The sequence below is a fragment of the Achromobacter dolens genome, assembly GCF_902859745.1.
Classification (GTDB): domain Bacteria; phylum Pseudomonadota; class Gammaproteobacteria; order Burkholderiales; family Burkholderiaceae_B; genus Achromobacter; species Achromobacter dolens.
Window position 1 is genome coordinate 179,419 of sequence record NZ_CADIJW010000003.1, and the last position, 22,119, is coordinate 201,537.

General features: G+C 67.0%; 22 protein-coding genes. 10 read left to right on the forward strand and 12 right to left on the reverse strand.

Annotated elements, in window-relative coordinates; translation table 11 throughout:
• Positions 1–24: 24 nt before the first annotated feature.
• From ugpE to ugpB, 3 genes are all read right to left on the reverse strand, one after another.
• The gene (gene ugpE, locus HV783_RS04425; protein ID WP_006386445.1) at positions 25–876 is read right to left on the reverse strand and encodes a sn-glycerol-3-phosphate ABC transporter permease UgpE; all 852 of its coding nucleotides are present in this window, start codon (positions 874–876) and stop codon (positions 25–27) included.
• A gap of 18 nt (positions 877–894) precedes the next feature.
• A complete protein-coding gene (ugpA, locus tag HV783_RS04430; protein WP_006386446.1) occupies positions 895–1,776 on the reverse strand; it encodes a sn-glycerol-3-phosphate ABC transporter permease UgpA in 882 nt (293 codons plus the stop codon).
• A 234-nt stretch (positions 1,777–2,010) separates the two neighbouring features.
• On the reverse strand, positions 2,011–3,324 hold the full coding sequence (gene ugpB, locus HV783_RS04435; protein ID WP_054502598.1) for a sn-glycerol-3-phosphate ABC transporter substrate-binding protein UgpB: 1,314 nt from the start codon (positions 3,322–3,324) through the stop codon (positions 2,011–2,013).
• A 193-nt stretch (positions 3,325–3,517) separates the two neighbouring features.
• Between ugpB and proC the strand changes: the two genes are divergently transcribed.
• The 7 genes from proC (at position 3,518) to HV783_RS04470 (ending at position 10,232) form a co-directional block, all read left to right on the forward strand.
• Positions 3,518–4,351, forward strand: a complete 834-nt coding sequence (gene proC / locus HV783_RS04440) for a pyrroline-5-carboxylate reductase (protein WP_175188754.1) — start codon at positions 3,518–3,520, stop codon at positions 4,349–4,351.
• 26 nt (positions 4,352–4,377) lie between these two features.
• Entirely contained in the window at positions 4,378–4,902 is a 525-nt protein-coding gene (locus HV783_RS04445) for a queuosine precursor transporter (RefSeq protein WP_049077771.1), read from the forward strand.
• Between the two features lie 395 nt (positions 4,903–5,297).
• Positions 5,298–6,413, forward strand: coding sequence for a branched-chain amino acid ABC transporter substrate-binding protein (locus HV783_RS04450; protein WP_025140820.1), 1,116 nt, complete (start codon positions 5,298–5,300; stop codon positions 6,411–6,413).
• Positions 6,414–6,604: 191 nt separating this feature from the next.
• Positions 6,605–7,531: a high-affinity branched-chain amino acid ABC transporter permease LivH gene (gene livH, locus HV783_RS04455; protein WP_049073549.1), complete on the forward strand. Its 927-nt coding sequence runs from the start codon at positions 6,605–6,607 to the stop codon at positions 7,529–7,531.
• A complete protein-coding gene (locus tag HV783_RS04460; protein WP_175167868.1) occupies positions 7,531–8,766 on the forward strand; it encodes a high-affinity branched-chain amino acid ABC transporter permease LivM in 1,236 nt (411 codons plus the stop codon). Before livH ends, HV783_RS04460 begins: the two co-directional genes overlap by 1 nt.
• The gene (gene livG, locus HV783_RS04465; protein ID WP_049073551.1) at positions 8,763–9,530 is read left to right on the forward strand and encodes a high-affinity branched-chain amino acid ABC transporter ATP-binding protein LivG; all 768 of its coding nucleotides are present in this window, start codon (positions 8,763–8,765) and stop codon (positions 9,528–9,530) included. Before HV783_RS04460 ends, livG begins: the two co-directional genes overlap by 4 nt.
• Positions 9,531–10,232, forward strand: coding sequence for an ABC transporter ATP-binding protein (locus HV783_RS04470; RefSeq protein WP_049073552.1), 702 nt, complete (start codon positions 9,531–9,533; stop codon positions 10,230–10,232).
• Positions 10,233–10,805: 573 nt separating this feature from the next.
• Here HV783_RS04470 and HV783_RS04475 read toward each other — a convergent pair.
• The 4 genes from HV783_RS04475 to HV783_RS04490 form a co-directional block, all read right to left on the reverse strand.
• On the reverse strand, positions 10,806–11,255 hold the full coding sequence (locus HV783_RS04475) for a lysozyme inhibitor LprI family protein (RefSeq protein ID WP_240806502.1): 450 nt from the start codon (positions 11,253–11,255) through the stop codon (positions 10,806–10,808).
• Between the two features lie 95 nt (positions 11,256–11,350).
• Complete coding sequence (gene cuyB / locus HV783_RS04480; RefSeq protein WP_175188755.1) at positions 11,351–12,094, reverse strand: cysteate racemase; 744 nt, start codon at positions 12,092–12,094, stop codon at positions 11,351–11,353.
• Positions 12,087–13,583 carry an N-acyl-D-amino-acid deacylase family protein gene (locus HV783_RS04485; protein ID WP_175188756.1) on the reverse strand — a complete coding sequence of 499 codons (1,497 nt, stop codon included), beginning with the start codon at positions 13,581–13,583 and terminating at the stop codon, positions 12,087–12,089. Before HV783_RS04485 ends, cuyB begins: the two co-directional genes overlap by 8 nt.
• A gap of 8 nt (positions 13,584–13,591) precedes the next feature.
• Complete coding sequence (locus HV783_RS04490) at positions 13,592–14,572, reverse strand: Bug family tripartite tricarboxylate transporter substrate binding protein (protein ID WP_064526671.1); 981 nt, start codon at positions 14,570–14,572, stop codon at positions 13,592–13,594.
• 120 nt (positions 14,573–14,692) lie between these two features.
• Here HV783_RS04490 and HV783_RS04495 point away from each other — a divergent pair, with 120 nt between their 5' ends.
• Entirely contained in the window at positions 14,693–15,646 is a 954-nt protein-coding gene (locus HV783_RS04495; RefSeq protein WP_116791198.1) for a LysR family transcriptional regulator, read from the forward strand.
• Positions 15,647–15,736: 90 nt separating this feature from the next.
• On the opposite strand, the gene HV783_RS04500 is transcribed toward HV783_RS04495, so the two are convergent.
• Positions 15,737–16,351 carry a glutathione S-transferase family protein gene (locus HV783_RS04500; RefSeq protein WP_064526677.1) on the reverse strand — a complete coding sequence of 205 codons (615 nt, stop codon included), beginning with the start codon at positions 16,349–16,351 and terminating at the stop codon, positions 15,737–15,739.
• Between the two features lie 117 nt (positions 16,352–16,468).
• On the opposite strand from HV783_RS04500, the gene HV783_RS04505 reads away from it, so the two are divergent.
• The gene (locus HV783_RS04505; RefSeq protein WP_054502591.1) at positions 16,469–17,641 is read left to right on the forward strand and encodes a PQQ-dependent sugar dehydrogenase; all 1,173 of its coding nucleotides are present in this window, start codon (positions 16,469–16,471) and stop codon (positions 17,639–17,641) included.
• Positions 17,642–17,646: 5 nt separating this feature from the next.
• A complete protein-coding gene (locus tag HV783_RS04510) occupies positions 17,647–18,285 on the forward strand; it encodes a glutathione S-transferase family protein (protein WP_054502867.1) in 639 nt (212 codons plus the stop codon).
• Between the two features lie 100 nt (positions 18,286–18,385).
• Here HV783_RS04510 and HV783_RS04515 read toward each other — a convergent pair whose 3' ends face one another.
• From HV783_RS04515 to rocF, 4 genes are all read right to left on the reverse strand, one after another.
• A complete protein-coding gene (locus HV783_RS04515; RefSeq protein WP_144657240.1) occupies positions 18,386–19,294 on the reverse strand; it encodes a DMT family transporter in 909 nt (302 codons plus the stop codon).
• A 77-nt stretch (positions 19,295–19,371) separates the two neighbouring features.
• A complete protein-coding gene (locus HV783_RS04520) occupies positions 19,372–19,749 on the reverse strand; it encodes a DUF423 domain-containing protein (protein ID WP_054434041.1) in 378 nt (125 codons plus the stop codon).
• Between the two features lie 137 nt (positions 19,750–19,886).
• Entirely contained in the window at positions 19,887–20,948 is a 1,062-nt protein-coding gene (locus tag HV783_RS04525) for an alcohol dehydrogenase (protein WP_116791195.1), read from the reverse strand.
• A gap of 105 nt (positions 20,949–21,053) precedes the next feature.
• Positions 21,054–21,992: an arginase gene (gene rocF / locus HV783_RS04530; RefSeq protein ID WP_054502588.1), complete on the reverse strand. Its 939-nt coding sequence runs from the start codon at positions 21,990–21,992 to the stop codon at positions 21,054–21,056.
• Positions 21,993–22,119: the final 127 nt, after the last annotated feature.

Genomic DNA, 22,119 nt, shown 5'->3' on the forward strand with positions numbered 1-22,119 from the left:
GTCGGGTGGGCGAGAGGGCGTACGTCACTTTTCAGTGTCGACCAGACCCTTGACGAACCATTTCTGCATCAGGATGACGACCAGCGCCGGCGGGATCATCGCCAGCATGGCGGTGGCCATGGTGATGTTCCATTCGGTCACGCTGTCGCCGCCGCTGATCATCCGCTTGATGCCGATGACGACGGGGTACATGTCTTCCTGCGTGGTTACCAGCAGCGGCCACAGGTATTGGTTCCAGCCGTAGATGAACTGGATCACGAACAGCGCGGCGATGCTGGTCTTGGACAGCGGCAGCAGCACGTCGCGGAAGAAGCGCACCGGGCCGGCGCCGTCGATGCGGGCGGCCTCGATCAGCTCGTCCGGCACCGTCAGGAAGAACTGGCGGAACAGGAACGTGGCCGTGGCCGAGGCGATCAGCGGCAGCGTCAGGCCGGCGTAGCTGTTGAGCAGGCCCAGGTCCGCCACCACCTTGTAGGTGGGCGCGATCCGCACTTCGACCGGCAGCATCAGCGTGACGAAGATCATCCAGAAAAAGAACATGCGGCCGGGGAAGCGGAAATACACCACCGCGAAGGCCGACAGCAGCGAGATGGCGATCTTGCCGATGGAAATCGCCAGCGCCATGATCAGGCTGACGTACATCATGCGGCCCACCGGCGCGCCGGACGAGCCGCCGGACGAGCCGCCGAACAGCGCCTGCATGTAGTTGTCGACGAAGTGCGGACCGGGGATCAGCGACATCGGCGCGGAGGCCACTTCCTGCGCGGTCTGGGTCGACGCGACGAAAGTGACGTAGAGCGGAAAGGCCACCATGGCCACCCCGCACAGCAGGATGACGTGGGCCAGAATATCCAGCCAGGGACGGCGTTCAACCATTGTTATCTGCCTCGAAAATCAATACTGCACTTTGCGGTCGACGTAGCGGAACTGCACGACCGTCAAGGCAATCACAATGAACATCAGCACCACCGACTGGGCCGCGGACGAACCGAGGTCCAGGCCGCGGAAGCCGTCGCTGTACACCTTGTAGACCAGGATCGAGGTCGAGGTGCCGGGGCCGCCCTGCGTGGTGGTGTCCACCACCGCGAAGGTGTCGAAGAAGGCGTAGATGATGTTGACCACCAGCAGGAAGAAGGTGGTGGGCGAGAGCAGCGGGAAGACGATGCTCCAGAAGCGGCGCGACGGGCTGGCGCCGTCGATCGCGGCGGCCTCGATGAGCGAGCGCGGGATCGACTGCAGGCCGGCCAGGAAGAACAGGAAGTTGTACGAGACCTGCTTCCAGACGGCGGCGATCAGCACCAGGATCATGGCCTGATTGCCGTCCAGGCGCGGGTTCCAGTCGACGCCGGCCTGGCGCAGGGCCACGGCCAGGATGCCGACCGAGGGCGAGAACAGGAACAGCCACAGCACGCCGACCACGGCGGGCGCGACGGCGTAGGGCCATATCAGCAGGGTCTTGTAGAGCCCGGCGCCGCGGATCACGCGGTCGGCCATGACGGCCAGCAGCAGCGACACGCCCAGGCCGACCACGGCGACCAGGATCGAGAACACCGCCGTGACACGGAAGGAATCGAGGTAGGCCTGTTGCGAGAACAGCTCCATGAAGTTGTCGAGACCGACGAACTCGGAGGACAGGCCGAACGCATCTTCCAGCCGCATCGACTGCCACATGGCCTGGCCCGCGGGAAGGAAGAAGAAGACCACGGTAATGACGATCTGCGGCAGGAGCAGCAGATAGGGCAGGGTCTTGTGCCCAAAGACAACACGTTTTTCCATAGGGGGAACCCAAGGTACGAAAAACGGCGGTTGGATTAACCGCCGCTTGAAACCGCCGGCCGGGAAGCGGCACCGGCCTGGCTCGAGGCGCCCGAAGGCGCCGACACGCATAAGCACGATAGGCTTAAAGCCCCAAAATAACCAGGGCTTTAAGCCTCTCTTGAATCACGCAAGCCCCTGTCGCGAAACGGAAATCGTGCGTGACGGGGCTTGTTCCGGGGCCCGGAACGGGCGTTACTTTACACTCTTCTCGAACTTTTCCAGCAGCTCGTTGCCGCGCTTGACGATGTTCTCGGCGCCATCCTTGGCCGAGACCTTGCCCGACACGATGCGTTCGATTTCAGCGTCCTCGATTTCACGGATCTGCGGCAGGAAGCCCAGGCGCAGGCCGCGCGATTGCGCGGTGGTTTCGACGTTCAACTGCTTGACGCCGACTTCGGTGCCCGGGTTCTTGTCGTAGAAGCCTTCCTTCTTGGTCAGCTCGTAGGCGGCCTTGGTGACGGGCACGTAGCCGGTCTGCTGGTGCCAGCGGGCGGCGATTTCCGGGCTGGCCAGGAACTTGAAGAACGCGGTCACGCCCTTGTAGGTTTCCGGCTTCTTGTTGGCGAAGACCCACAGCGAGGCGCCGCCGATGATGGTGTTCTGCGGCGCGCCCTGCACGTCGGCGTAGTAGGGCAGGGTCGAGGTGCCGAATTCGAACTTGGCGTTCTTGGCGATGTTGGCGCGCAGGCCCGACGAACCGGTGATCATGGCGCACTTGCCGCTGATGAACAGCGAGTTCGGCTCGTCGCCGCGGCCGCCGTACATGAAGATGCCTTCCTTGCCCAGCTTGGCCAGGTTTTCCAGGTGGCGCACGTGCAGCGGGGTGTTGATGGCGATGCGGGCGTCCAGGCCGCCGAAGCCGTTATCCTTGGTGGCGTACGGCACGTTGTGCCAGGCCGAGAACGTCTCCAACTGGACCCACGACGGCCACGAGGTGGTGTAGCCGCATTCCTGGCCGGCGGCCTTGAGCTTCTGGCCGGCGGCGGCCAGCTCTTCCCAGGTCTTGGGCGGCTTGTCGGCGTCCAGGCCAGCCTTCTTGAAGGCGTCCTTGTTGTAGTAGAACACCACGGTCGAGCTGTTGAAGGGCATCGACACCAGCTTGCCTTCGGCCGACGAGTAGTAGCCGGCCACGGCGCCGATGAATTCCTTCGGGTCGATCGGGTTGCCGGCTTCTTCCGACATCTGCTGCACCGGCTTGATGGCGCCCTTGGCGTACATCATGGTGGCGGTGCCGACTTCGAACACCTGGAGGATGTCCGGGGCGTTGCCGGCGCGGAACGCGGCGATGCCGGCGTTCATCGATTCACCGTAGTTGCCCTTGTAGACGGCCTTGACCTGGTAGTCGGGGTTCTTCTTGTTGAACTCGTCGACCAGGCCGTTCACGCGGTCGCCCAGCGCGCCTTCCATCGAGTGCCAGAACGTGATTTCGGTGGCCGCGTGCGCGGAAGCGCCCGCGAAGGCCGCCATGACGGCGGCAAAGGTGAGGGCAATTCGGTGGGATCGCATGAGAGGTTTCCTCCAGTTGGGCGTGTCGCGACCGGGTTGTCCGGGCGCGGAAAACACGTCACCTTATGAATTGTTTGTGACAAAACCGTGACTTTCACATCACTTAAAACGCCTGTCAAATTGCGCGTTTTAGGCGCGAACGAACATTTTCTTTTTTTTCCCGCCGGAACAGGCCGGTTTACAATCGCATGCTATGAAAAACGAACTTTCGATTGCGTTCATCGGCGGCGGCAACATGGCCGCCGCGCTGGCTTCCGGTCTTGCGGGCAAAGTATGCCCCGCCGGCAGCATTCATGTCATTGACATTAACCAGGATTCGCACGCCGCCTGGCAGGCGCGCGGCATGACCACCGCGACCGCCCCGGACGAGGCCCTGGCGCGCTGCCGCGTGTGGGTGTTCGCGGTCAAGCCACAGAACATGAAAGACGTTGTGGCTTCCACGCGTCAGTGGTTGCGCGACGACACTTTGGCGATAAGCGTGGCGGCCGGCATCCGCGCCGATACGCTGGCCGGCTGGCTGGGCACGCCCGAGGCGCCGTGGCGCCGCCTGGTGCGGTGCATGCCCAATACTCCCGCGCTGGTCGGCGCCGGCATCACCGGCCTGGCGGCGCTGGATGGCGTGGGGCAGGCCGACCGCGACCTGGCCGCCACCATGCTGGCCAGCGTCGGCGAGGTGGTGTGGGTGGCCGATGACGCGGCGCTCGACGCCGTGACGGCGCTGTCGGGCAGCGGTCCGGCTTATGTCTTCCTGTTCCTCGAAGCCCTGATCGCCGGCGGCCAGAAGGTCGGCCTGACGGCCGAGCAGGCGCGCCAGTTGGCGCTGGGCACTTTCGCGGGCGCCACCAAGCTGGCGGCCGAATCGTCCGAGCCGCCGTCGGTGCTGCGCGAGCGCGTCACTTCCAAGGGCGGCACCACCGCCGCGGCGCTGGCCGCGTTCAATGCCGCCGGCTTCGCCGGCATCGTCGAGGACGCCATGGCCGCGGCCGCGCGGCGTTCGCGCGAGCTGGCCGAGGAGTTCGGCAAGTGAGCGTGGCCAAGGCGCGCTTTGCCCCCATGAGCCGGGCGCAGTTCGGCATCGCCGTGCTGTGCATGCTGCTGGTGGTGGTGGGCTCGAACATCCTGGTGCAGGTGCCGCTGAACGACTGGCTGACCTGGGGCGGCCTGTCGTATCCGGTGGCCTTCCTGGTGACCGACGTGCTCAACCGCCGTTTCGGCCCCGCGGCCGCGCGGCGGGTGGTGTGGTTCGGTTTCGCCGCCGCGCTGGCGGTGTCGGTGTGGGTGGCGTCGCCGCGCATCGCGCTGGCCTCGGGCCTGGCCTACATTTGCGCGCAACTGGTCGACATCCAGGTGTTCGATCGCCTGCGTGACCAGCGTTGGTGGCGCGCGCCGCTGGTCTCGGGCGTGCTGGGTGCGATCCTGGACACCGCGGTGTTCTTCAGCGTGGCCTTCGCCGCCACCGGCACGCCCTGGGTGACCTGGATGATGGGCGACCTGGCGATCAAGCTGGCCGTCAACATCAGCATGCTGGCGCCGTTCCGCGCCCTGATGTGGAACCTGGCCAAACCGGCCAACGCCTGATTTTCGAAAAAACGGCGATTATTATTAACGGGATAATCATTATCCGTAAGACTCGCGTAAGTACTGTATGAAAATGCGAAGTCAAACGATGTATTAATGATTATTCATATAAATCGCCTGCCATGTTTTTGCCCGCGGCGCCATGCGCCATCACAGGCGCCGCGCGGATTTCTCCTGCGTTTTCACGCACTTGTCGCGGTAATCCGTCACGATTAAAGGTTTGTCGTGAAATATTGGGGATTACACGCAGTGACAGTATGTCGGCTTGCTTCCAGAATACCGGCCACACCGTGTTTTTGCCCAAGAAGCCGGCGACGCGCGATACGGGTTGCGGGGTATCCACCCGACAGGCCGGATCGAACAGAGCCGCTCAAAACCTCGCTGGAGAACTCCGCATGAAGTTTCTGCATCGCCTTACCCCGGTAGCTATGGCATTCGGGGCGCTTGCCCTGGCAGGTTCCGTGCACGCCGCCGATACGATCAAGATCGGCATCCCGCAGCCCATGACGGGCCCCAACACCCAGTACGGCGACCAGATCCAGGCTGGCGCGCTGACTGCCATCGAGACCATCAACGCCAAGGGCGGCGTGAAGGGCAAGAAGCTCGAACCGATCCTCATCGACGACGGCTGCGAACCGAAGCAGGCCGTGCCGGCCGCCAACCGCGTGGTCAACTCCGGCGCCAAGTTCGCCGTGGCCCATGCGTGCTCGGGCGTGACCGTGGCCGCCGTCAACGTCTACGAACAGGAAGGCATCGTCGGCATCACCCCGGGCGCCACCTCGCCGCTGGTCACCGACACGATCAAGCCGCATTACTTCTTCCGCACCATCGGCCGCGACGACCAGCAGGGTCCGTACGCCGCGCGCTACATCGCCAACACCCTCAAGCCCAAGAAGGTCGCCGTGCTGCACGACAAGCAGACCTACGGCTCGGGCGTGGCCACCCAGGTCAAGGACACCCTGACCAAGGAAGGCGTGAACGTGGCGCTGTTCGAAGGCATCAACGTCGGCGACAGCGATTACTCGGCCATCATCACCAAGCTCAAGTCGGCCGGCGTCGACCTGGTCTACTTCGGCGGCTACCACCCCGAACTCGGCCTGCTGCTGCGCCAGTCGCGTGAACAGGGCCTGAAGGTCCAGTTCATGGGTCCGGAAGGCACGGCCAACCAGGATCTGGTGGCGATCGCCGGTCCGGCCATCGAGGGCCTGCTGGTCACGCTGCCCGCCGACTTCACCAAGCTGCCGGGCAACGAAAGCATCGTCAAGGCCTTCAAGGACGCCAAGCGCGATCCGGACGGCGCCTTCCAGATGCCGGCCTACGCCGCGGTGCAGATCCTGGCCGACAGCATCACCGCGGTGGGCGAAGACCCCGCCAAGGTCGCCGACTACATGCACAAGACCACGTTCAACACCGGCATCGGCAAGGTCGAGTACGACGCCAAGGGCGACCTGAAGAACTTCGAGTTCGCCGTTTACAAATGGGACAAGAACGGCAAGAAGACCCAGCTGTAAACTCCCGCGATTCCGCCGGCGTGTTGCCGGCGCGTAGGGCCTGTCGTCGTCGTTGTGCCGTAATCCGCGTAGCGATGCGCCAAAAGCGCTGTGCGGCCGGCATGCGGTGACCACAGGCCCTTAAAATACGCCCAGGTTTCCGGCTCCGGGTCTCTCTACCGGAGCCGGAACTATTTGGAGCAAGAGAAATAATGTCCGACCTCATACCCCAACTTACCCAGCAATTCTTCAACGGATTGTCTCTGGGCGCGATCTACGCGTTGATTGCCATCGGCTACACAATGGTCTACGGCATCATCGGTATGATCAACTTCGCTCACGGCGAAATCTACATGATCGGCGCCTATGTCGGCCTGGTCACCCTGACGGCCATCGGCACGGGCAGCGGCCTGCCGGTTCCGTTCATCATCGCCGCCATGCTGTTGGTGGCCATCGTCGTCACCGGCATCTACGGTTTCAGCGTCGAGCGGGTCGCGTACCGCCCGGTGCGGGGCAGCCCCCGCCTGGTGGCGCTGATCTCGGCCATCGGCATGTCGATCTTCCTGCAGAACTGGGTCGCCCTGGGCCAGGGCGCGCGCGACATGGCGGTGCCTTCGCTGGTGTCGGGCGCGGTGCAGTTCCACATGGGATCCGACTTCGATGTGACGGTGCCGTATTCGCGCATCATGATCATCCTGGTGACCGTGGTGCTGATGATCGGCCTGACGCTGTTCATCAAGTATTCCCGCATGGGCCGCGCCTCGCGCGCCTGCTCGCAGGACATGCACATGGCCAACCTGCTGGGCATCGACACCAACCGGGTGATCTCGTTCACCTTCGTGATGGGCGCGATCCTGGCGGCGGTGGGCGGCGTGCTGATCGCCATCACCATCGGCAAGCTCAATCCCTTCATCGGCTTCCTGGCCGGCATCAAGGCCTTCACGGCGGCGGTGCTGGGCGGCATCGGCAGCATCCCCGGCGCCATGCTGGGCGGCGTGCTGCTGGGCCTGGCCGAAACGTTCGCGGCAGCCTATATCTCGTCGCAGTACAAGGACATCGTGGCGTTCTCGCTGCTGGTCCTGATCCTGCTGTTCCGTCCCACCGGGCTGTTGGGCAAACCTGAGGTGGAAAAAGTCTGATGTCGAACAACAATCTCAAAAACGCCACCATGGCGGCGGTGCTGACCGCCGTCATCGTCACCCCCGTCTTCGGCCTGCAACTGATCCGCCAGGGCGCGCGCACCTCGATGGAGTCGCATTGGTCGCTGGTGGCCATCGCCGCCGCGGTCGTGTTCGTGTTCCAGTTGCTGCGGCCCTGGATCGCCAAGCCGTTCCAGAGGCTCAAGAAAGACCTGCCGACGCTGCCGTCGGCGCCGGCCAAGAACCACAAGCTGTTGATGCTGCTGATTTTGGCGGTGGCCGTGACCTGGCCGTTCTTCGCCGGCCGCAGTTCGGTCGACATCGCCACGCTGGTGCTGATCTACGTGATGCTGGGCCTGGGCCTGAACATCGTGGTCGGTTTCGCCGGGCTGCTGGACCTGGGCTTCGTCGGCTTCTATGCCGTCGGCGCCTATACCTACGCCTTGCTGTACCACTGGGGCGGCTGGAGCTTCTGGGAGGCGCTGCCGTTCTCGGGCGCCATGGCCGCGCTGTTCGGCTTCATCCTGGGCTTTCCGGTGCTGCGCCTGCGCGGCGACTACCTGGCCATCGTGACGCTGGGCTTCGGCGAAATGATCCGCCTGCTGCTGATCAACCTGAACACGCTCACGGGCGGTCCGGACGGCATCTCGGGCATTCCCAAGCCGTCGGTGTTCGGGTTGGAGATGACGCGACGCGCCAGCACGGAAGGGGGCACCACGTTCCACGACTTCTTCGGTCTGACCTTCCAGAACCAGCACATGGTGATCTATCTCTACATGATGGCGCTGCTGCTGGCGCTGATCACGCTGTTCGTCTCCACGCGCCTGATCCGCATGCCGGTCGGCCGCGCCTGGGAGGCGCTGCGTGAGGACGAGATCGCCTGCCGTTCGCTGGGCCTGAACCCGACCCGCATCAAGCTGTCGGCATTCACGCTGGGCGCGACCTTCGCCGGCTTCGGCGGCGCCTTCTTCGCGGCGCGCCAGGGCATGGTCAACCCGGAATCCTTCACCTTCATCGAGTCGGCGCTGATCCTGGCCATCGTGGTGCTGGGCGGCATGGGTTCGCAGATCGGGGTGATCCTGGCGGCGGTCCTGCTGACGGTGCTGCCCGAGCTGGCGCGCGAGTTCGCCGAGTACCGGATGCTGATGTTCGGCCTGGTGATGGTATTGATGATGATGTGGCGTCCGCAGGGGTTGTTGCCCATGAAGCGTCCCCACGTGGAGCTGGCTAAATGAGCGAGGCATTGCTGAAAGTATCCGGACTGACCATGCGCTTCGGCGGCCTGCTGGCCGTCGATAGCGTGGCGTTCGAAGTCAAATCCGACGAGGTGTTCGCCATCATCGGCCCGAACGGGGCCGGCAAGACCACCGTGTTCAACTGCGTGGGCGGTTTCTACGCGCCGACGGCCGGCGATATCGTGATGGACGGCAAGTCCATCACCGGCCTGCCGAGCCACAAGGTGGCGCGCCACGGGCTGGTGCGCACGTTCCAGAACGTGCGGCTGTTCAAGCAGTTGACGGTGCTGGAGAACCTGCTGGTGGCCCAGCATACGCAGGTCGAATCGCGCCTGCTGCCCGGCCTGCTCAAGCTCAAGTCCTACCGCCAGTCGGAGGCCGACGCGCTGTCGCGCGCGGCGCAGTGGCTGGATTTCATGGGGCTGCGCGAGTATGCCAACCGCGAGGCCGGCAACCTGGCCTATGGCCACCAGCGCCGCCTGGAGATCGCGCGCTGCATGATCACCAAGCCGCGCCTGTTGATGCTGGACGAGCCGGCCGCCGGCCTGAATCCGCAGGAAAAGCGCGATCTGCAATCGCTGATCGACCAGTTGCGCCGCGAGTTCGGCGTGGCGGTGCTGCTGATCGAGCATGACATGAGCCTGATCATGGGCATTTCCGACCGCATCCTGGTCATGGAGCACGGCAAGCCCATCACTACCGGCACCCCCGAGCAGGTGCGCAACGACGAGCGCGTCATCAAGGCGTACCTGGGGGAGGAATAAATGCTGAAGCTGGAAAACATTCACACGTTCTACGGCGCCATCCAGGCGCTCAATGGCGTGTCGGTGGACGTCAACAAGGGCGAGATCGTGACCCTGATCGGCGCCAACGGCGCCGGCAAGACGACGCTGCTGATGACGGTCTGCGGCAATCCGCGCGCCAAGGAAGGCAAGATCACCTTCGAGGGCGAGGACATCACCAACAAGGACACGCACCACATCATGCGCAATGGCATCGCCATTTCGCCGGAAGGGCGCCGCGTGTTCAAGGATCTGACGGTGGCCGAGAACCTGATGATGGGCGGCTTTTTCTCCAAGCGCGAGGAGATCCAGGCGGGCATCGACCACGTCTATGGCTTGTTCCCGCGCCTGAAGGAACGGGCCAGCCAGCGCGCCGGGCTGATGTCGGGCGGCGAGCAGCAGATGCTGGCGATCGGGCGGGCGTTGATGACGCGGCCGCGCCTGCTGCTGCTGGACGAGCCGACGCTGGGGCTGGCGCCGCTGGTGATCGCGCAGATCTTCGACATCATCCGCGAGATCCGCGAGCAGGGCGTGACGGTGTTCCTGGTCGAGCAGAATGCCAACAAGGCGCTGCAGGTGGCGGATCGCGGGTATGTGCTGGAGAACGGGCGGGTCGTGCTGCAGGATACGGGGGCGAATCTGCTGGTCAATGATCAGGTGCGGAAGGCTTATCTGGGCGGGTGATCCGCTTGAAGGTTTTATTCCCCGCGAAGGGAAATTTGGGCGCTACTGAAAGGGGCGCCCTTTTTTTTCGTTGGGAGTGGCGTGTCTTCGTAGGTCGCCCGAGGCGGGCGGCGCCCTGGCGAGGCGCGCCAACGATTGCGGTCCGGAGCGTTCGCTCCGGACTGCCCCGTCGTCATCTTCGTCACAGCCTGCGGCTGCTCCTTCAGATTCCCTCGGGCGCATCGACGGCGCGCCTCGCCAGGGCACCACCCGCCTCGGGCTGCGGATTGCGAGGCTTGTCGCGCTGCTGGAGCGTGGGGTAAGGGGCGGGTTTTGCGGGGCCCGCAAAGATCGGCCGCGCGGGCGGCCGATCTTTGCATACGCGGTGGGTTTGCGTCGGGAGGATGACGCTGCGCGCGGGGGGAGGGGATGACCCGCTGGGGAGGGGAGAGAGAGGGATTGCCGAACTGCGCCGGGTATGGAGCTCGGACGATATCGAATTCAATGGGTAGCGGCCTTCAATCTCTGGCACTGGGATTGGCGCGCCTGGGCTTTCAAATAGCAGGATTCGACCACCCCGGAGCGCGTCGCGTATTACTTGTCCGCGGGGCCTAGCGCTTCTGCCCAGTTCTTTTTCATGGCGGCGATGCGGGCCTCGTAGGCGGATTTCAGGCAGGCGGCGTCGGGGCAACGGTCGCGCACGGTGGTGCGCCATTGGGTCTGCTCTTTTGCCATGGGATCGCGCCATTCACCGGTTTCACCGTCACGGCCTGCGGTTTCGGCCTGGATCTTGTCGTAGAGATCCTTCACCTGGTCGTCCAGCCTGGATAGCGATGGGTCGGCGCAGATCAGATGTTCGACATGGGTTTTCGCGGCCTTGCAGTCGAAGCCCGCGGCGTGGGCGGCTTTGACTGGCAGGAACGGGGCGCTGGCGAGGACGGCGCAGAATGCCGCGTGCAGGATCGCATGTTTGCCTTGCGCGCTTTGCCGGCGCCGGCCTTTCATGATGCTGGTCGGCATTGCCGCGAGAACGGGGTTGCGCACGTCCTTCACTCCTGGATAGTCCGGGGCCACCGACAGGGTGGCCCACGGATCGATTCTCCCGGTTGTCGCGCGGTCGCGCAACTCGCGGGCCTTGCCTATGCCGCGATGCGTTGCTCGGGCTGGTCGGCCAGGTAGTGGGCGATGGCGGCGCGGGCCAGGGCGTCGATGGAGTCGGTCAGGGTGATGCCGAGGCTGGGACGCAGGGCGTGGGGCACGGCCAGGGGCAGTTCGGTGCAGCCCAGGACGACGGCGTCGGCGCCGCGGGCCTTGAGGCGGGCGATGCAGTCGGCGGCGGGGTCGAAGGCGGCTTCGAGCTGGTTGCCCTTGACGGCGCGGATCGAGGCCATGCAGTAGCGTTCGACTTCATCGTCGTCGGGGACGATGCATTCGTAGCCCTGGGCTTCGAGATGGCGCTGGTAGAGGCCGAGCTTGAGCGTGGCGGCGGTGCCCATCAGGCCGATGCGGCCCTGCTGCAGGCCCAGGCGGCGCAGGTCGTCGATGACGGCCTGGATGATGTGCAGCACGGGGCGCTGGGTGGCGGCGGCGATGTCGTCGTACCAGAGATGCGCGGTGTTGCAGGGGATGGCGATGAGCTGGGCGCCGGCGCGTTCCAGGAAGCGCACGCCTTCGACCATGTAGGGCAGGGGATTCTCGCCGCCGGCCATGTAGGCGCTGGAACGATCGGGGATGCGCGGATCGTTGCGAAGCAGGGTGGGGATGTGCTGCTGGTCCGCGTCGGCGGGCGTGAGCGCCGCGAGGCGGAGCGCGAAGGCGGCGCCGGCCATGGGGCCCATGCCGCCCAAAACACCCAGGTAACAGCCCTGGGAATAGCTATTCACTTTGTTGACTCCAAGGTATTGCATCACCGGGTGCCAGTACCTGGCCCGGGCGTTCGGCGCCGGTCCGTTCCCCATCCCACACCTGCCTGCCATTGACCCACACGGCGTGGATGCCCTGGCTGACCTGAATGGGAGCTGAAAAAGTGGCCATGTCTGTGACGTTGGCGGGATCGAACAGCACCAGATCAGCATGATACCCCTCGCGCAGCAGGCCGCGCTCGGTCAGGCCGTATTGGGCCGCCGCCAGGCCGGTCATCTTGTGGATGGCGGTTTCGAGCGACAGCAGCCGTTGTTCGCGCACCATGGTGCGCAGCACGTTGGTGAAGGTGCCCCATTGGCGCGGGTGCGGGTGCGGGTCGAAGGGCAGGCCGTCCGAGCCGACCATGGTCAGCGGATGGCTGAAGATGCGGTTGACGTCGGCCGGGTCCATCAGGAAGTAGATGGCGCCGGCGGGCGCCAGGCGGGCGATGGCGGCTTCGTCGTCCAGGCCCAGTTCGGCCATGACCTCGCTGAAGTCGCGGCCGGTGGCCTCGGGGTAGCCCTTTGACCACGTGATCATGGTGCGGCTGGCCAGGCGGGCGCGGTCCAGCCGCAGCATGGTCGAGGTGGCCGGATATGGATGGCAGTCGAGGCAGACGCGCTGCGTGGCGGCGGCGCGGCTGATCATGTCGAGCGTCTCGCGGCTGCGGCCGTGGTTGCGTTCGCCGGCCAGCTTGTGGTGCGAGAACACCACGCGGCAGTCCAGTTCGCGGCCGATCAGCAGCGCCTCTTCCATGGCCGGCACGATGTGGTCGGCCTCGTCGCGCAGGTGGGTGGCGTAGATCGCGCCGGCGCGGCCGCGCAGCGGCTGGCAGACGTCGATGATCTCGTCGGTGGGCGCGGCGCTGGCGGGCGGGTAGAAGGTGCCGGTGGAGACGCCGAAGGCGCCGGCCGCCAGCGCTTCGTCGAGCAGGGCGCGCATGGCCTGGCGTTCGGCGTCGGTGGCGGCGCGGCCGGTGTCGTCCATGACGGCCACGCGCAGCGTGGTGTGGCCGACCAGCGGGATGACATTGACCGCGGCGGGCGTCTCGGCCAGCGCCTGGAGCCAGGCGCGGAAGGTGTCGAAGCGGAACAGGTCGGGCGGGCCCAGCAGGTCCAGCGGCTGCGGGATCTCCCGGCGCGACAGCGGCGCCAGGCTGACGCCGCAGTTGCCGGTGACGACCGTGGTGATGCCTTGCGAGACCTTGGGCAGCATGTCCGGATGCGCCAGCAGGTAGCCGTCGTCGTGGGTGTGCGAGTCGATGAAGCCGGGCGCCAGCGCCAGGCCGCGGGCATCGATCACGGGCACGCCCGGCATGTGGGCGAAATCGCCCAGCGCCACGATGCGCCCATCGCGCACCGCCAGGTCGCCCTGCCGCGACGGACCGCCCCCGCCGTCGATGAGCGTGGCGCCTGCCACGATGAAGTCGGCTTGCGGAGCGGGGTTCATCCGGGTGCTGCGGTCCGTCATGGCGGGGCTCAGTCCAGTTTCTCGATGCCGGCGGTGTCGATGATCTGCTTCCACTTGGCGGTTTCGCGATCGATCAGTTGCTTGAACTCATCCGGCGCGCCGCTGGCGGGCACGGCGCCGAGCGTTTCCAGGCCGGTGCGCACTTCGGGCGCCTGCAGCGCCTTCTGGATGTCGGCGTTGAGCTTGGCCACGACCTCGGGCGGGGTGCCCTTGGGCGCGACCACGCCGCCCCAGGCCACGGTTTCGTAACCCTTCAGGCCGGCTTCGTCCAGCGTCGGCACGTCGGGCATCAGCGCCAGGCGCTTGAGGCTGCTGACGCCGATGGCGCGCACCTTGCCGCTCTTGACCAGCGGGGTGGCCTCGGAGGTGTTGACGAACAGGTAGTCCAGGCGGCCGCCCAGCAGGTCCTGGATGGCGGCCGGGCCGCCGTTGTACGGGATGAACATGACGTCGACCTTGGCCATGCTCTTGAACAGCTCGCCGCCCATGTGGCCGGTGGTGCCGACGCCCGAGGCGCCATACGACAGGCGGCCGGGTTCCTTGCGGGCGCGGTCGATCAGGTCCTGCACGCTCTTGATAGGCGAATCCGCCGGCACGATCAGCGCGTTGTACAGGTCGAACATGTGCGCCACGGGCGTCAGGTCCTTGTCGACGTCGTAGGGCAGGCGCTTGAACAGCGAGCGGTTGACGGCCAGCGTGTTGATGTTGCCGTAGCCCACGGTGTAGCCGTCGGGCGCGGCGCGCTTGACCAGCGCGATGCCGATGTTGCCGGCGGCGCCGGGGCGGTTTTCCACCACCAGCGTGGCGCCAGTGTCCTTGGCCAGTTGCGTGGTGATCAGGCGCGACAGCACGTCGGGCGAGCCGCCGGCGGCCGACGGCACGATGAAAGTGATCGGTTTGTCGGGATAGGCGCCGGCGGCCTGCGCGCCCGTGCTGAAGGTGGCGGCCAGCGCCAGGGCGGCGAGGCTGCGGATGAAGGTGCGTTGCATGCTGGATTCCCCTTGTTTTGTTGTGTGGAGGCGGGCAGATTAGCACCGGGATTGCGGCACTGCGTCATCGAAAAATGTCGAAAACCTATAATCCGCCGTTATTGATCAAGGGGAACCAACATGGATGAGCAGGCCTACGCCGACGAGGTCGGGCCGAGCGCCGGCCGGCCGCTGAACCTGCGCCAGATCGAGGTGTTTCGCGCCATCATGATGGCCGGCTCGATCAGCGGCGCGGGGCGCATGCTGCATGTGTCGCAACCGGCGGTGAGCCGGGTGCTGGCGCTGACGGAGACGCGCCTGGGCTACCGCCTGTTCGAGCGGGTCAAGAGCCGGCTCTCGCCCACCGCCGAGGCGCGGCGCCTGTACGCCGAGGTCGAGCAGGTCTATGGCGGCATCCAGCGCGTCAACGATCTCGCGGCCAGCCTCGGGCAATCGGGCGCGGGCATGCTCAAGATCGTGGCCAGCGCCAGCTATGGCCAGCGGCTGGTGCCGATGGCGCTGGGGCGCTTTCGCGACCGCAACGCCGACGCGCGGGTCGATTACCGCAGCGTCACGTTCGACGAACTGGCGGCGTATTTCCTGTCGGGGCAGGCCGATATCGGCATCTCGATGCGACCGCCCGATCATCCCAACCTGGCCTCGACCCGGCTGGCGACGGTGCCGGTGATCTGCGCGCTGCCAAAGGGCCATCCGCTGGCCGCGCACGAGGTGGTGCACCCGGAGGATTTCGCTTCGGCGGCGTGGATCGGCTATCCGCGCGACACGCCGCTGGGACGCGCGCTGCAATCGTTCTTCGGCGGCGCGCCGGCCTGCCCGGCGGCGGTGGAGGTGCATTCGCCGGTGACGGCCTGTTCGTTCGTGCAGCAGGGCCTGGGGCCGGCGCTGGTGGACGCGTGGTGCGTGTCGCCCGACCAGACCGACAGCATGGTGCTGCGGCCGATCGCGCCGGGCGCCAGCGTCGAGATCTGGGCCACGCATTCGAACCTGAGCGCGCCGCCGCTATTGGCGCGGCGCTTCCTGGCGGCGGTCAAGAAGGTCCTGGAGAGCGCGGCGCCGGCGCTGGTCGGCGGCTGAAGGCAATCAGGCCGGCGCGCAAGAGAAAACGCCCCGGCGCGCAAGGGCGGCGGGGCGTTCGGGCCGGCCGTTCATGCCGGCCTGGCAGGCTTACTCCAGGCCTTCGGCCTTGAGCGCGGCCTTGACGCCGGCGTTGTCCTGCATGCGCTTGAAGAACGCGGCCAGGTGCTCCTGACCCGACAGGTCGACCTGCTTGGCATGGGCCCAGCGCAGCACCACGTACAGGTAGGCGTCGGCGACCGACGGCGCTTCGCCGCCCAGGTAGGGCTGATTGATCAACTGGGCGTCCAGCAGCGCGAACAGGCGCGTCAGCAGCTTGGACGCGGAGGCGGCCAGTTCCTGCTGTGGCGCTTCCTCGGCGAGGAAGCGGCCCGCGCCGAAGATCATCGAGAAGGTCTTGTGGATGTCGGAGTTGATGAAGCCGAGCCAGCGGCGCACGTCGGCGCGCGAGCGAGCCGAGCCGTCGCCCAGCAGCTTGGCCTGCGGCGCCTGTTCGGCCAGGTATTCGAGGATCGCGACGTTCTGGGTCAGGGTGAAACCGTCGTCGTCCAGGGCAGGCACGGCGCCCAGCGGATTGACCTTGAGGAATGCGGGGCCCTTGAGTTCGTCGCGGCTGAGCTTGTGTGCGTCGTAGGGCTTGCCGATCCATTCCAGCACGATGTGGGAAGCGAGCGAGCACGCGCCGGGCATGTAGTACAGTTTCATGTAAGGGAGTCTCCTGAGAGAAATGGACGGGAGGCCACCCGTCGCTGGCTCCTATGGTACGCCACCCGCGCGACGCCGCCGAGCGCCGCCGCGCCCACCCAGCCGCCGGAGATGTCCATGCCGTCACGCCCGTCCGCGATCCGTCGCGCCTCGTCCCTGATCGCCTTCGCCGGCGCCGCCTTGTGCGCGGCCGCGGCTTGGGCCACGCCGCAGAAAAGCCCCGAGCACCCGCCCGCCGCGCGCGCGCAGGTGACGGTGGTGGTGGGCGGCCTGGATCATCCGTGGTCGATGGCCTTCCTGCCCGAAGGGGGCGTGCTGATCACCGAGCGGCCGGGCAACCTGCGCCTGCTGCGCACGCCGGGCGGCCTGTCCAAGCCGCTGGCCGGCGTGCCCAAGGTGGCCGCGCAAGGACAGGGCGGCCTGCTCGACGTGGCGCTGTCGCCGGGTTTCGCGCAGGACCGCTACGTCTATCTTTCGTATGCTGAATCCGACGGTTCGCGCAGCGGCACCGCGGTCGGCCGCGGCCGCCTCTCGGCCGACGCCAGCGCGCTGGAGGATTTCCAGGTGCTGTTCCGCCAGGCGCCCAAGCTGTCGCAGGGGCTGCACTTCGGTTCGCGCCTGGTCTTCGACGGCAAGGGCTACCTGTTCATCTCGCTGGGCGAGAACAACCAGCGCCCCACCGCGCAGGACCTGGACAAGCTGCAGGGCAAGGTGGTGCGCCTGAAGGTCGACGGCTCGGTGCCGACCGACAATCCCTTCGCCGGCAGGGCCGGCGCGCGCCCCGAGATCTGGTCCTACGGGCATCGCAACCCGCAGGGCATGGCGCTCAATCCCTGGACCGGCGCGCTGTGGGAGAACGAACACGGCCCGCGCGGCGGCGACGAGATCAATCTGGTACAGCCCGGCAGGAACTACGGCTGGCCGCTGGCGACGTATGGCATTAATTACTCCGGCCAGCCGATTCCCGAGGCCAAGGGCGAAACGCTGCCGGGCATGGAGTCGCCGCTGTACTGGTGGGCCAAGTCGCCGGCCATCAGCGGCATGGCGTTCTATGACGCCGACCGTTTTCCGGCCTGGCGCCACTCGCTCTTCATCGGCGCGCTGGCCGACCAGGACCTGATCCGCCTGACGCTGGACGGCGACAAGGTGGTGGCCGAGGAACGCCTGCTGGGCGAGCGCAAGGCCCGCATCCGCGACGTGCGGCAGGGACTCGACGGCTATGTCTATGTGTTGACCGACGCCTCGCCGGGCGAGTTGCTGCGGCTGGCGCCGGCGCAAACGGGAGGGTGAAAATCATGAAGACGTATGAACTGATCGGCTCGCCGGGCTGCGGCTCGGCCGTGGTCGAAATGGCGCTGGCGCTGGCCAACGTGCCGCATACGCTGACCGACGTGCCTTACCTGAAGCCCGGTCCCGAACGCGACCGGCTGCTGCACCTGAATCCGCTGGGGCAGGTGCCGACGCTGATCACGCCGGACGGCGAGGTGATGACCGAAAGCGCGGCCATGGTGCTGCACCTGCACGACGTCGCGCCGCAGGCGGGCCTGGCGCCGGAGCCTGCGCGGCCTGAGCGGACGCGCTTCCTGAACCTGCTGGTGCGCCTGGTGGCGGCGATCTATCCCACCTTCACGTATGGCGACGACCCGCCGCAGTGGACCACCCCGGGCGCCCCGGCCGAGCTGCTGCGCGAGCGGATACATACGCGGCGCGCGGAGCTGTGGCAGGAACTGGAACGCCAGGCCGGCGCGCCGCACATGCTGGGCCGCCGCTTTTCCGCGCTGGACCTGTACGTGACGGTGATGACGCACTGGCGGCCGGGTCAGGCCTGGTTCGAGGCCAACTGTCCGGCGCTGACGGCAGTGGCGCGCCAGGCCGCCCAGGAACCGAACGTGGCGCGCGTGCTCAAGCGCAATTTCCCGCCGCCGACGGAGTAGGCATCGCGCCGCCGCCGACCGAGTAGGCATCGCGCCGCCGCTGGCGACGGGCGCGCGGCGATCGCTGCCCGGCGGGCGGGCGTATCCGCGGCGCGTCACACTAGTCTTTGGCGCGCCGCTTCTGCGAGCCGCGCGCCTCGCGCAGCGCGATGTAGACGCCGCTGCCCGCGATGAACAGCGCCCCCAGGTAGGCGTAGGCATCGGGCGCCTCGCGCCAGAAGATCCAGCCCAGCAGGGTGGCCCAGATCAGGCCGGTGTAGTCGAACGGCGCCACCACGGAGGCCGGCGCGATGCGAAAGCCCTGCGTGATCAGCGCCAGCCCCAGCGTGCTGAACAGCGCCACCGCCGCGAAATAGGGCAGGTCGGCCAGAGCCGGCGTGTGCCAGATCCAGGGCAGCGCCACCGCGCTGCACACCAATTGGCCTGCAACGATGTAGAAGGTGGTGGTCAGCATGCCTTCGCCGCGGCCGATGCCGCGCGCCGTGATCATCATGACGGCATACAGGAAGGCGGTGGTCAACGGCAGCAGGGTCGCGGCCTGGAACGCGTCGGTGCCGGGCCGCACGATGATCAGCACGCCCGCGAACCCTGCCAGCACCGCCAGCCAGCGGCGGCCATCGACGCGTTCCTTCAGGATCAGCACCGACAGCGCCGTGACGAACAACGGCGCGGCGAACGCGATAGCGGTGGCCTCCGCCAGCGGCAGCGCGCGCAACCCCAGGTAGAAACAACAGGCCGAGACCACGTTGATGGCGCCGCGCGTGAGGTGCAGGCCGGGATGGGCGGTGCGCAGCACCCGGCGCCCGCCCAGACAGACGGCCAGCGCGGTGACGAACGGCAACGCGATCAGCGCGCGCAGGAACAGGATCTGCAGCGGGTTGTAGGTGGTGCCCAGCCACTTGGCGTTGGCGTCGCTGAGCGTCAGGAAGAAGATGCCGCCGGCGACACAGGCGATGCCTGCGAAGGCGGAATGGTCACGCGCGGCGGGAAAAACGGTAGAGGAGGACATCGGGGTTCAGCGGGAAAGGCGGCCGAGGCCGCCAGGGAAGGTAATGCGGGGTTGCCGGGCGGCGGCCCGGCGAGGGCTCAGCCCTGGGCGCGGTAGGCGGCCAGCGCCACCATCGCCCAGGCGGCCAGGAAGGCCGCGCCGCCCACGGGCGTGATCGCGCCCAGCCAGTGGGTGCCGGTCAGGGTCAGGACGTACAGGCTACCTGAAAACAGCACGATGCCGATGAACATCACCAACCCGGCGGCCGACAGCAGCGGCGAACCGTAGCGCGCGCCGAGCAGCGCGATGATGAACAGGCCCAGGCCGTGGATCAGATGGTACATGACGCCGGTCTGCCAGACCGCCAGCAGCTCGGGAGTCACCAGGCGCTTGAGGCCGTGCGCGCCGAAGGCGCCGGCGCCGACGGCGATCAGCAGGTTGATGGCCGCGAGAATGGTGAGCTGGCGGTCGGTCATGCGAGATCCTTTGCGGGAAGATGGGCGCGGTTGCGCAGGTGCCTATGATAGGCCCATTCGCGACAGGGGCCAGGCACGCCCGACTATCCGTCCGACCCCGGGGGCGCCGCGACCCGCCGCGGCGCCCCGGCGGAGGGTCAATCCACCGTGAGCACCGCGCGGCCCAGCACCTTGCCGGCGCGCAGCGAGGCCAGCACGCCGTCGGCCTCGCGCAGCGGATAGCGGTGCACCGGCATCGGCGGCACCTTGCCGGCCCGCACCAGGTCCATCAGCTCGCGCAGTTCGGCCAGATTGCCGACGTAGCTGCCGATGATCGACATGGCTTTCATCGGAATCAGCGCGATCGGCCATGACGAGGCGCCGCCGAACAGCCCGACGATGATGAGCTTGCCGCCCTTGGTCAGGAAGTCGAAGGCCAGCGCGGTGGTGGACGGCGCGCCGACCAGGTCGATAGCGGCCTGCAGCGGCTTGCCGCCGGCGGCCTTGATGATCTGCTGCGCGGCGTCGGGCGCGGCGCCGTCGATGGCGGCCAGCGCGCCGGCCTCCAGCGCGGCCTGGCGCTTGGCCGGGTCGATATCGACCACGATGCCGCCCTTGCCGCCGAGCGCCTTGATCAGCGTCAGGCTCATCAGGCCCAGGCCGCCGGCGCCGAAGATCACCACGGGATGCTCGCGGTAGACGGTCTCGCCGATCTTCCTGAGCGCAGAATAGGTGGTCAGGCCGGAGCAGGCGTAGGGAGCGATGCGGGCCGGATCCAGGTCGCCGATGTCGATCAGGTAGCGCGGGTGCGGCACCAGCATGTGCTCGGCATAGCCGCCGGCGCGGTGGATGCCCAGGCAGGCGGGGGCGGTGCAGTGGTTTTCCTGACCGGACAGGCAGGTGGGGCAGGCGCCGCAGCCGATCCACGGATAGACCAGGTAGTTGCGTCCGGTCTGGATGCCGGTCGCCTCGGGGCCGGCGGCGACCACGCTGCCGACGGTCTCATGGCCCATCGTCAGGGGCAGCGTCACGCCCCGTTCCTTGAGCGACAGGGTGCGGCCCTGGCCGAGATCGTAACCGCCTTCCCACAGGTGGATGTCGCTGTGGCAGACGCCCGCGGCGCGGACCCTCAGCAACACCTGCGAGCCCTGCGGCACGGGAACGGGCTGATCCACTTCCTGCAGCGGTTCGCGGAAATTGACGACGCAATAGCACTTCATGGAATGTCTCCTCTGGGGGCGTTTCTTGTTCTACCTGGGGCATTCTCAATCAGTTCGGTGGCAATCGGCAACCCGCGCCGCGCCACCGCCGCCGCCCAGCGTGCGTCAACTGCCGCGCCGCACCAGCGTCGATTTGCCGAACAGGCTCTCGATCAGGTCCACCGCGAGGTCGGCGGTCTTGTTGCGCACATCGAAGGCCGGGTTCAGTTCCACGACGTCCAGCGAGCGCATCAGGCCGGTGTCGGCGATCATCTCCATGCACAATTGGGCCTCGCGATAGGTGGGGCCGCCCATCACCGTGGTGCCGACGCCGGGCGCGATCTCGGGGTCGAGGAAGTCGACGTCGAAGCTGACGTGCAGGTGGGTGTCGGCGTCCAGTCCGGCCAGCGCCGCTTCCATCGTCGCGCGCATGCCCATTTCGTCCAGGTAGCGCATGTCGAACACTTCGAGGCCGGCCTGGTGCACCAGGCGTTTCTCGCCGTCGTCGACGCTGCGGATGCCGATCTGGCGCACCCAGGCCGGATCGATGTCGGGCGTCTGGCCCGACATGCCGGTGATCTGGGCCGGACCATGGCCGCACAGGCAGGCCACCGGCATGCCGTGGATATTGCCGGTCGGCGTGAGCACGTTGGTGTTGAAGTCGGTGTGCGCGTCCAGCCACAGCACGCGCAGCTTCTTGCCGGTCTCGCGGCAGTGGCGCGCCACCGCGCTGATCGAGCCGATGCCCAGGCAATGGTCGCCGCCCAGCAGGATCGGCAGCGACCCCTGCGTCAGGGCCTCGTACATGGCGTCGTGCACGGCCTGGTTCCAGGCGGCCACTTCGTCCAGGTGGCGGTAGCCGTCCACGGGCGGCTGCCAGGGGTTGGGCGGGCCGTAGAGGTTGCCGCGATCGGCGACCTGAAATCCCTGTGCCTCGATGACCGGGCCGATGCCGGCCACGCGCAGGGCCTCGGGTCCCATGGAAGCGCCGCGCGCGCCCGCGCCGATGTCCGTGGGGGCGCCGATCAGGGTGACATGCGGGGGCAGGGTGGCGGTATTTTGCAAGGTCGGACTCCGTCATGCAGGGTTTCGGTATCGGGGTCGAGTGTAGCGCCGTGGCGTGACGCGATCGCCATGGCGCGGGCAAGGCCTTTGGCCGGGCAGGGCCGGCGCTGCGGCACAATAGCCGGGC

Coding starts and splice junctions, on each gene's coding strand:
- proC (WP_175188754.1), top strand. CDS start 3,518: ATGAAAAACGAACTTTCGATTGCGTTCATCGGCGGCGGCAACATGGCC.
- HV783_RS04470 (WP_049073552.1), top strand. CDS start 9,531: ATGCTGAAGCTGGAAAACATTCACACGTTCTACGGCGCCATCCAGGCG.
- HV783_RS04490 (WP_064526671.1), bottom strand. CDS start 14,572: ATGCAACGCACCTTCATCCGCAGCCTCGCCGCCCTGGCGCTGGCCGCC.
- HV783_RS04460 (WP_175167868.1), top strand. CDS start 7,531: ATGTCGAACAACAATCTCAAAAACGCCACCATGGCGGCGGTGCTGACC.
- HV783_RS04520 (WP_054434041.1), bottom strand. CDS start 19,749: ATGACCGACCGCCAGCTCACCATTCTCGCGGCCATCAACCTGCTGATC.
- HV783_RS04515 (WP_144657240.1), bottom strand. CDS start 19,294: ATGTCCTCCTCTACCGTTTTTCCCGCCGCGCGTGACCATTCCGCCTTC.
- livH (WP_049073549.1), top strand. CDS start 6,605: ATGTCCGACCTCATACCCCAACTTACCCAGCAATTCTTCAACGGATTG.
- HV783_RS04510 (WP_054502867.1), top strand. CDS start 17,647: ATGAAGACGTATGAACTGATCGGCTCGCCGGGCTGCGGCTCGGCCGTG.
- HV783_RS04505 (WP_054502591.1), top strand. CDS start 16,469: ATGCCGTCACGCCCGTCCGCGATCCGTCGCGCCTCGTCCCTGATCGCC.
- HV783_RS04445 (WP_049077771.1), top strand. CDS start 4,378: ATGAGCCGGGCGCAGTTCGGCATCGCCGTGCTGTGCATGCTGCTGGTG.
- HV783_RS04525 (WP_116791195.1), bottom strand. CDS start 20,948: ATGAAGTGCTATTGCGTCGTCAATTTCCGCGAACCGCTGCAGGAAGTG.
- ugpE (WP_006386445.1), bottom strand. CDS start 876: ATGGTTGAACGCCGTCCCTGGCTGGATATTCTGGCCCACGTCATCCTG.
- HV783_RS04495 (WP_116791198.1), top strand. CDS start 14,693: ATGGATGAGCAGGCCTACGCCGACGAGGTCGGGCCGAGCGCCGGCCGG.
- HV783_RS04485 (WP_175188756.1), bottom strand. CDS start 13,583: ATGACGGACCGCAGCACCCGGATGAACCCCGCTCCGCAAGCCGACTTC.
- HV783_RS04450 (WP_025140820.1), top strand. CDS start 5,298: ATGAAGTTTCTGCATCGCCTTACCCCGGTAGCTATGGCATTCGGGGCG.
- HV783_RS04500 (WP_064526677.1), bottom strand. CDS start 16,351: ATGAAACTGTACTACATGCCCGGCGCGTGCTCGCTCGCTTCCCACATC.
- ugpA (WP_006386446.1), bottom strand. CDS start 1,776: ATGGAAAAACGTGTTGTCTTTGGGCACAAGACCCTGCCCTATCTGCTG.
- livG (WP_049073551.1), top strand. CDS start 8,763: ATGAGCGAGGCATTGCTGAAAGTATCCGGACTGACCATGCGCTTCGGC.
- ugpB (WP_054502598.1), bottom strand. CDS start 3,324: ATGCGATCCCACCGAATTGCCCTCACCTTTGCCGCCGTCATGGCGGCC.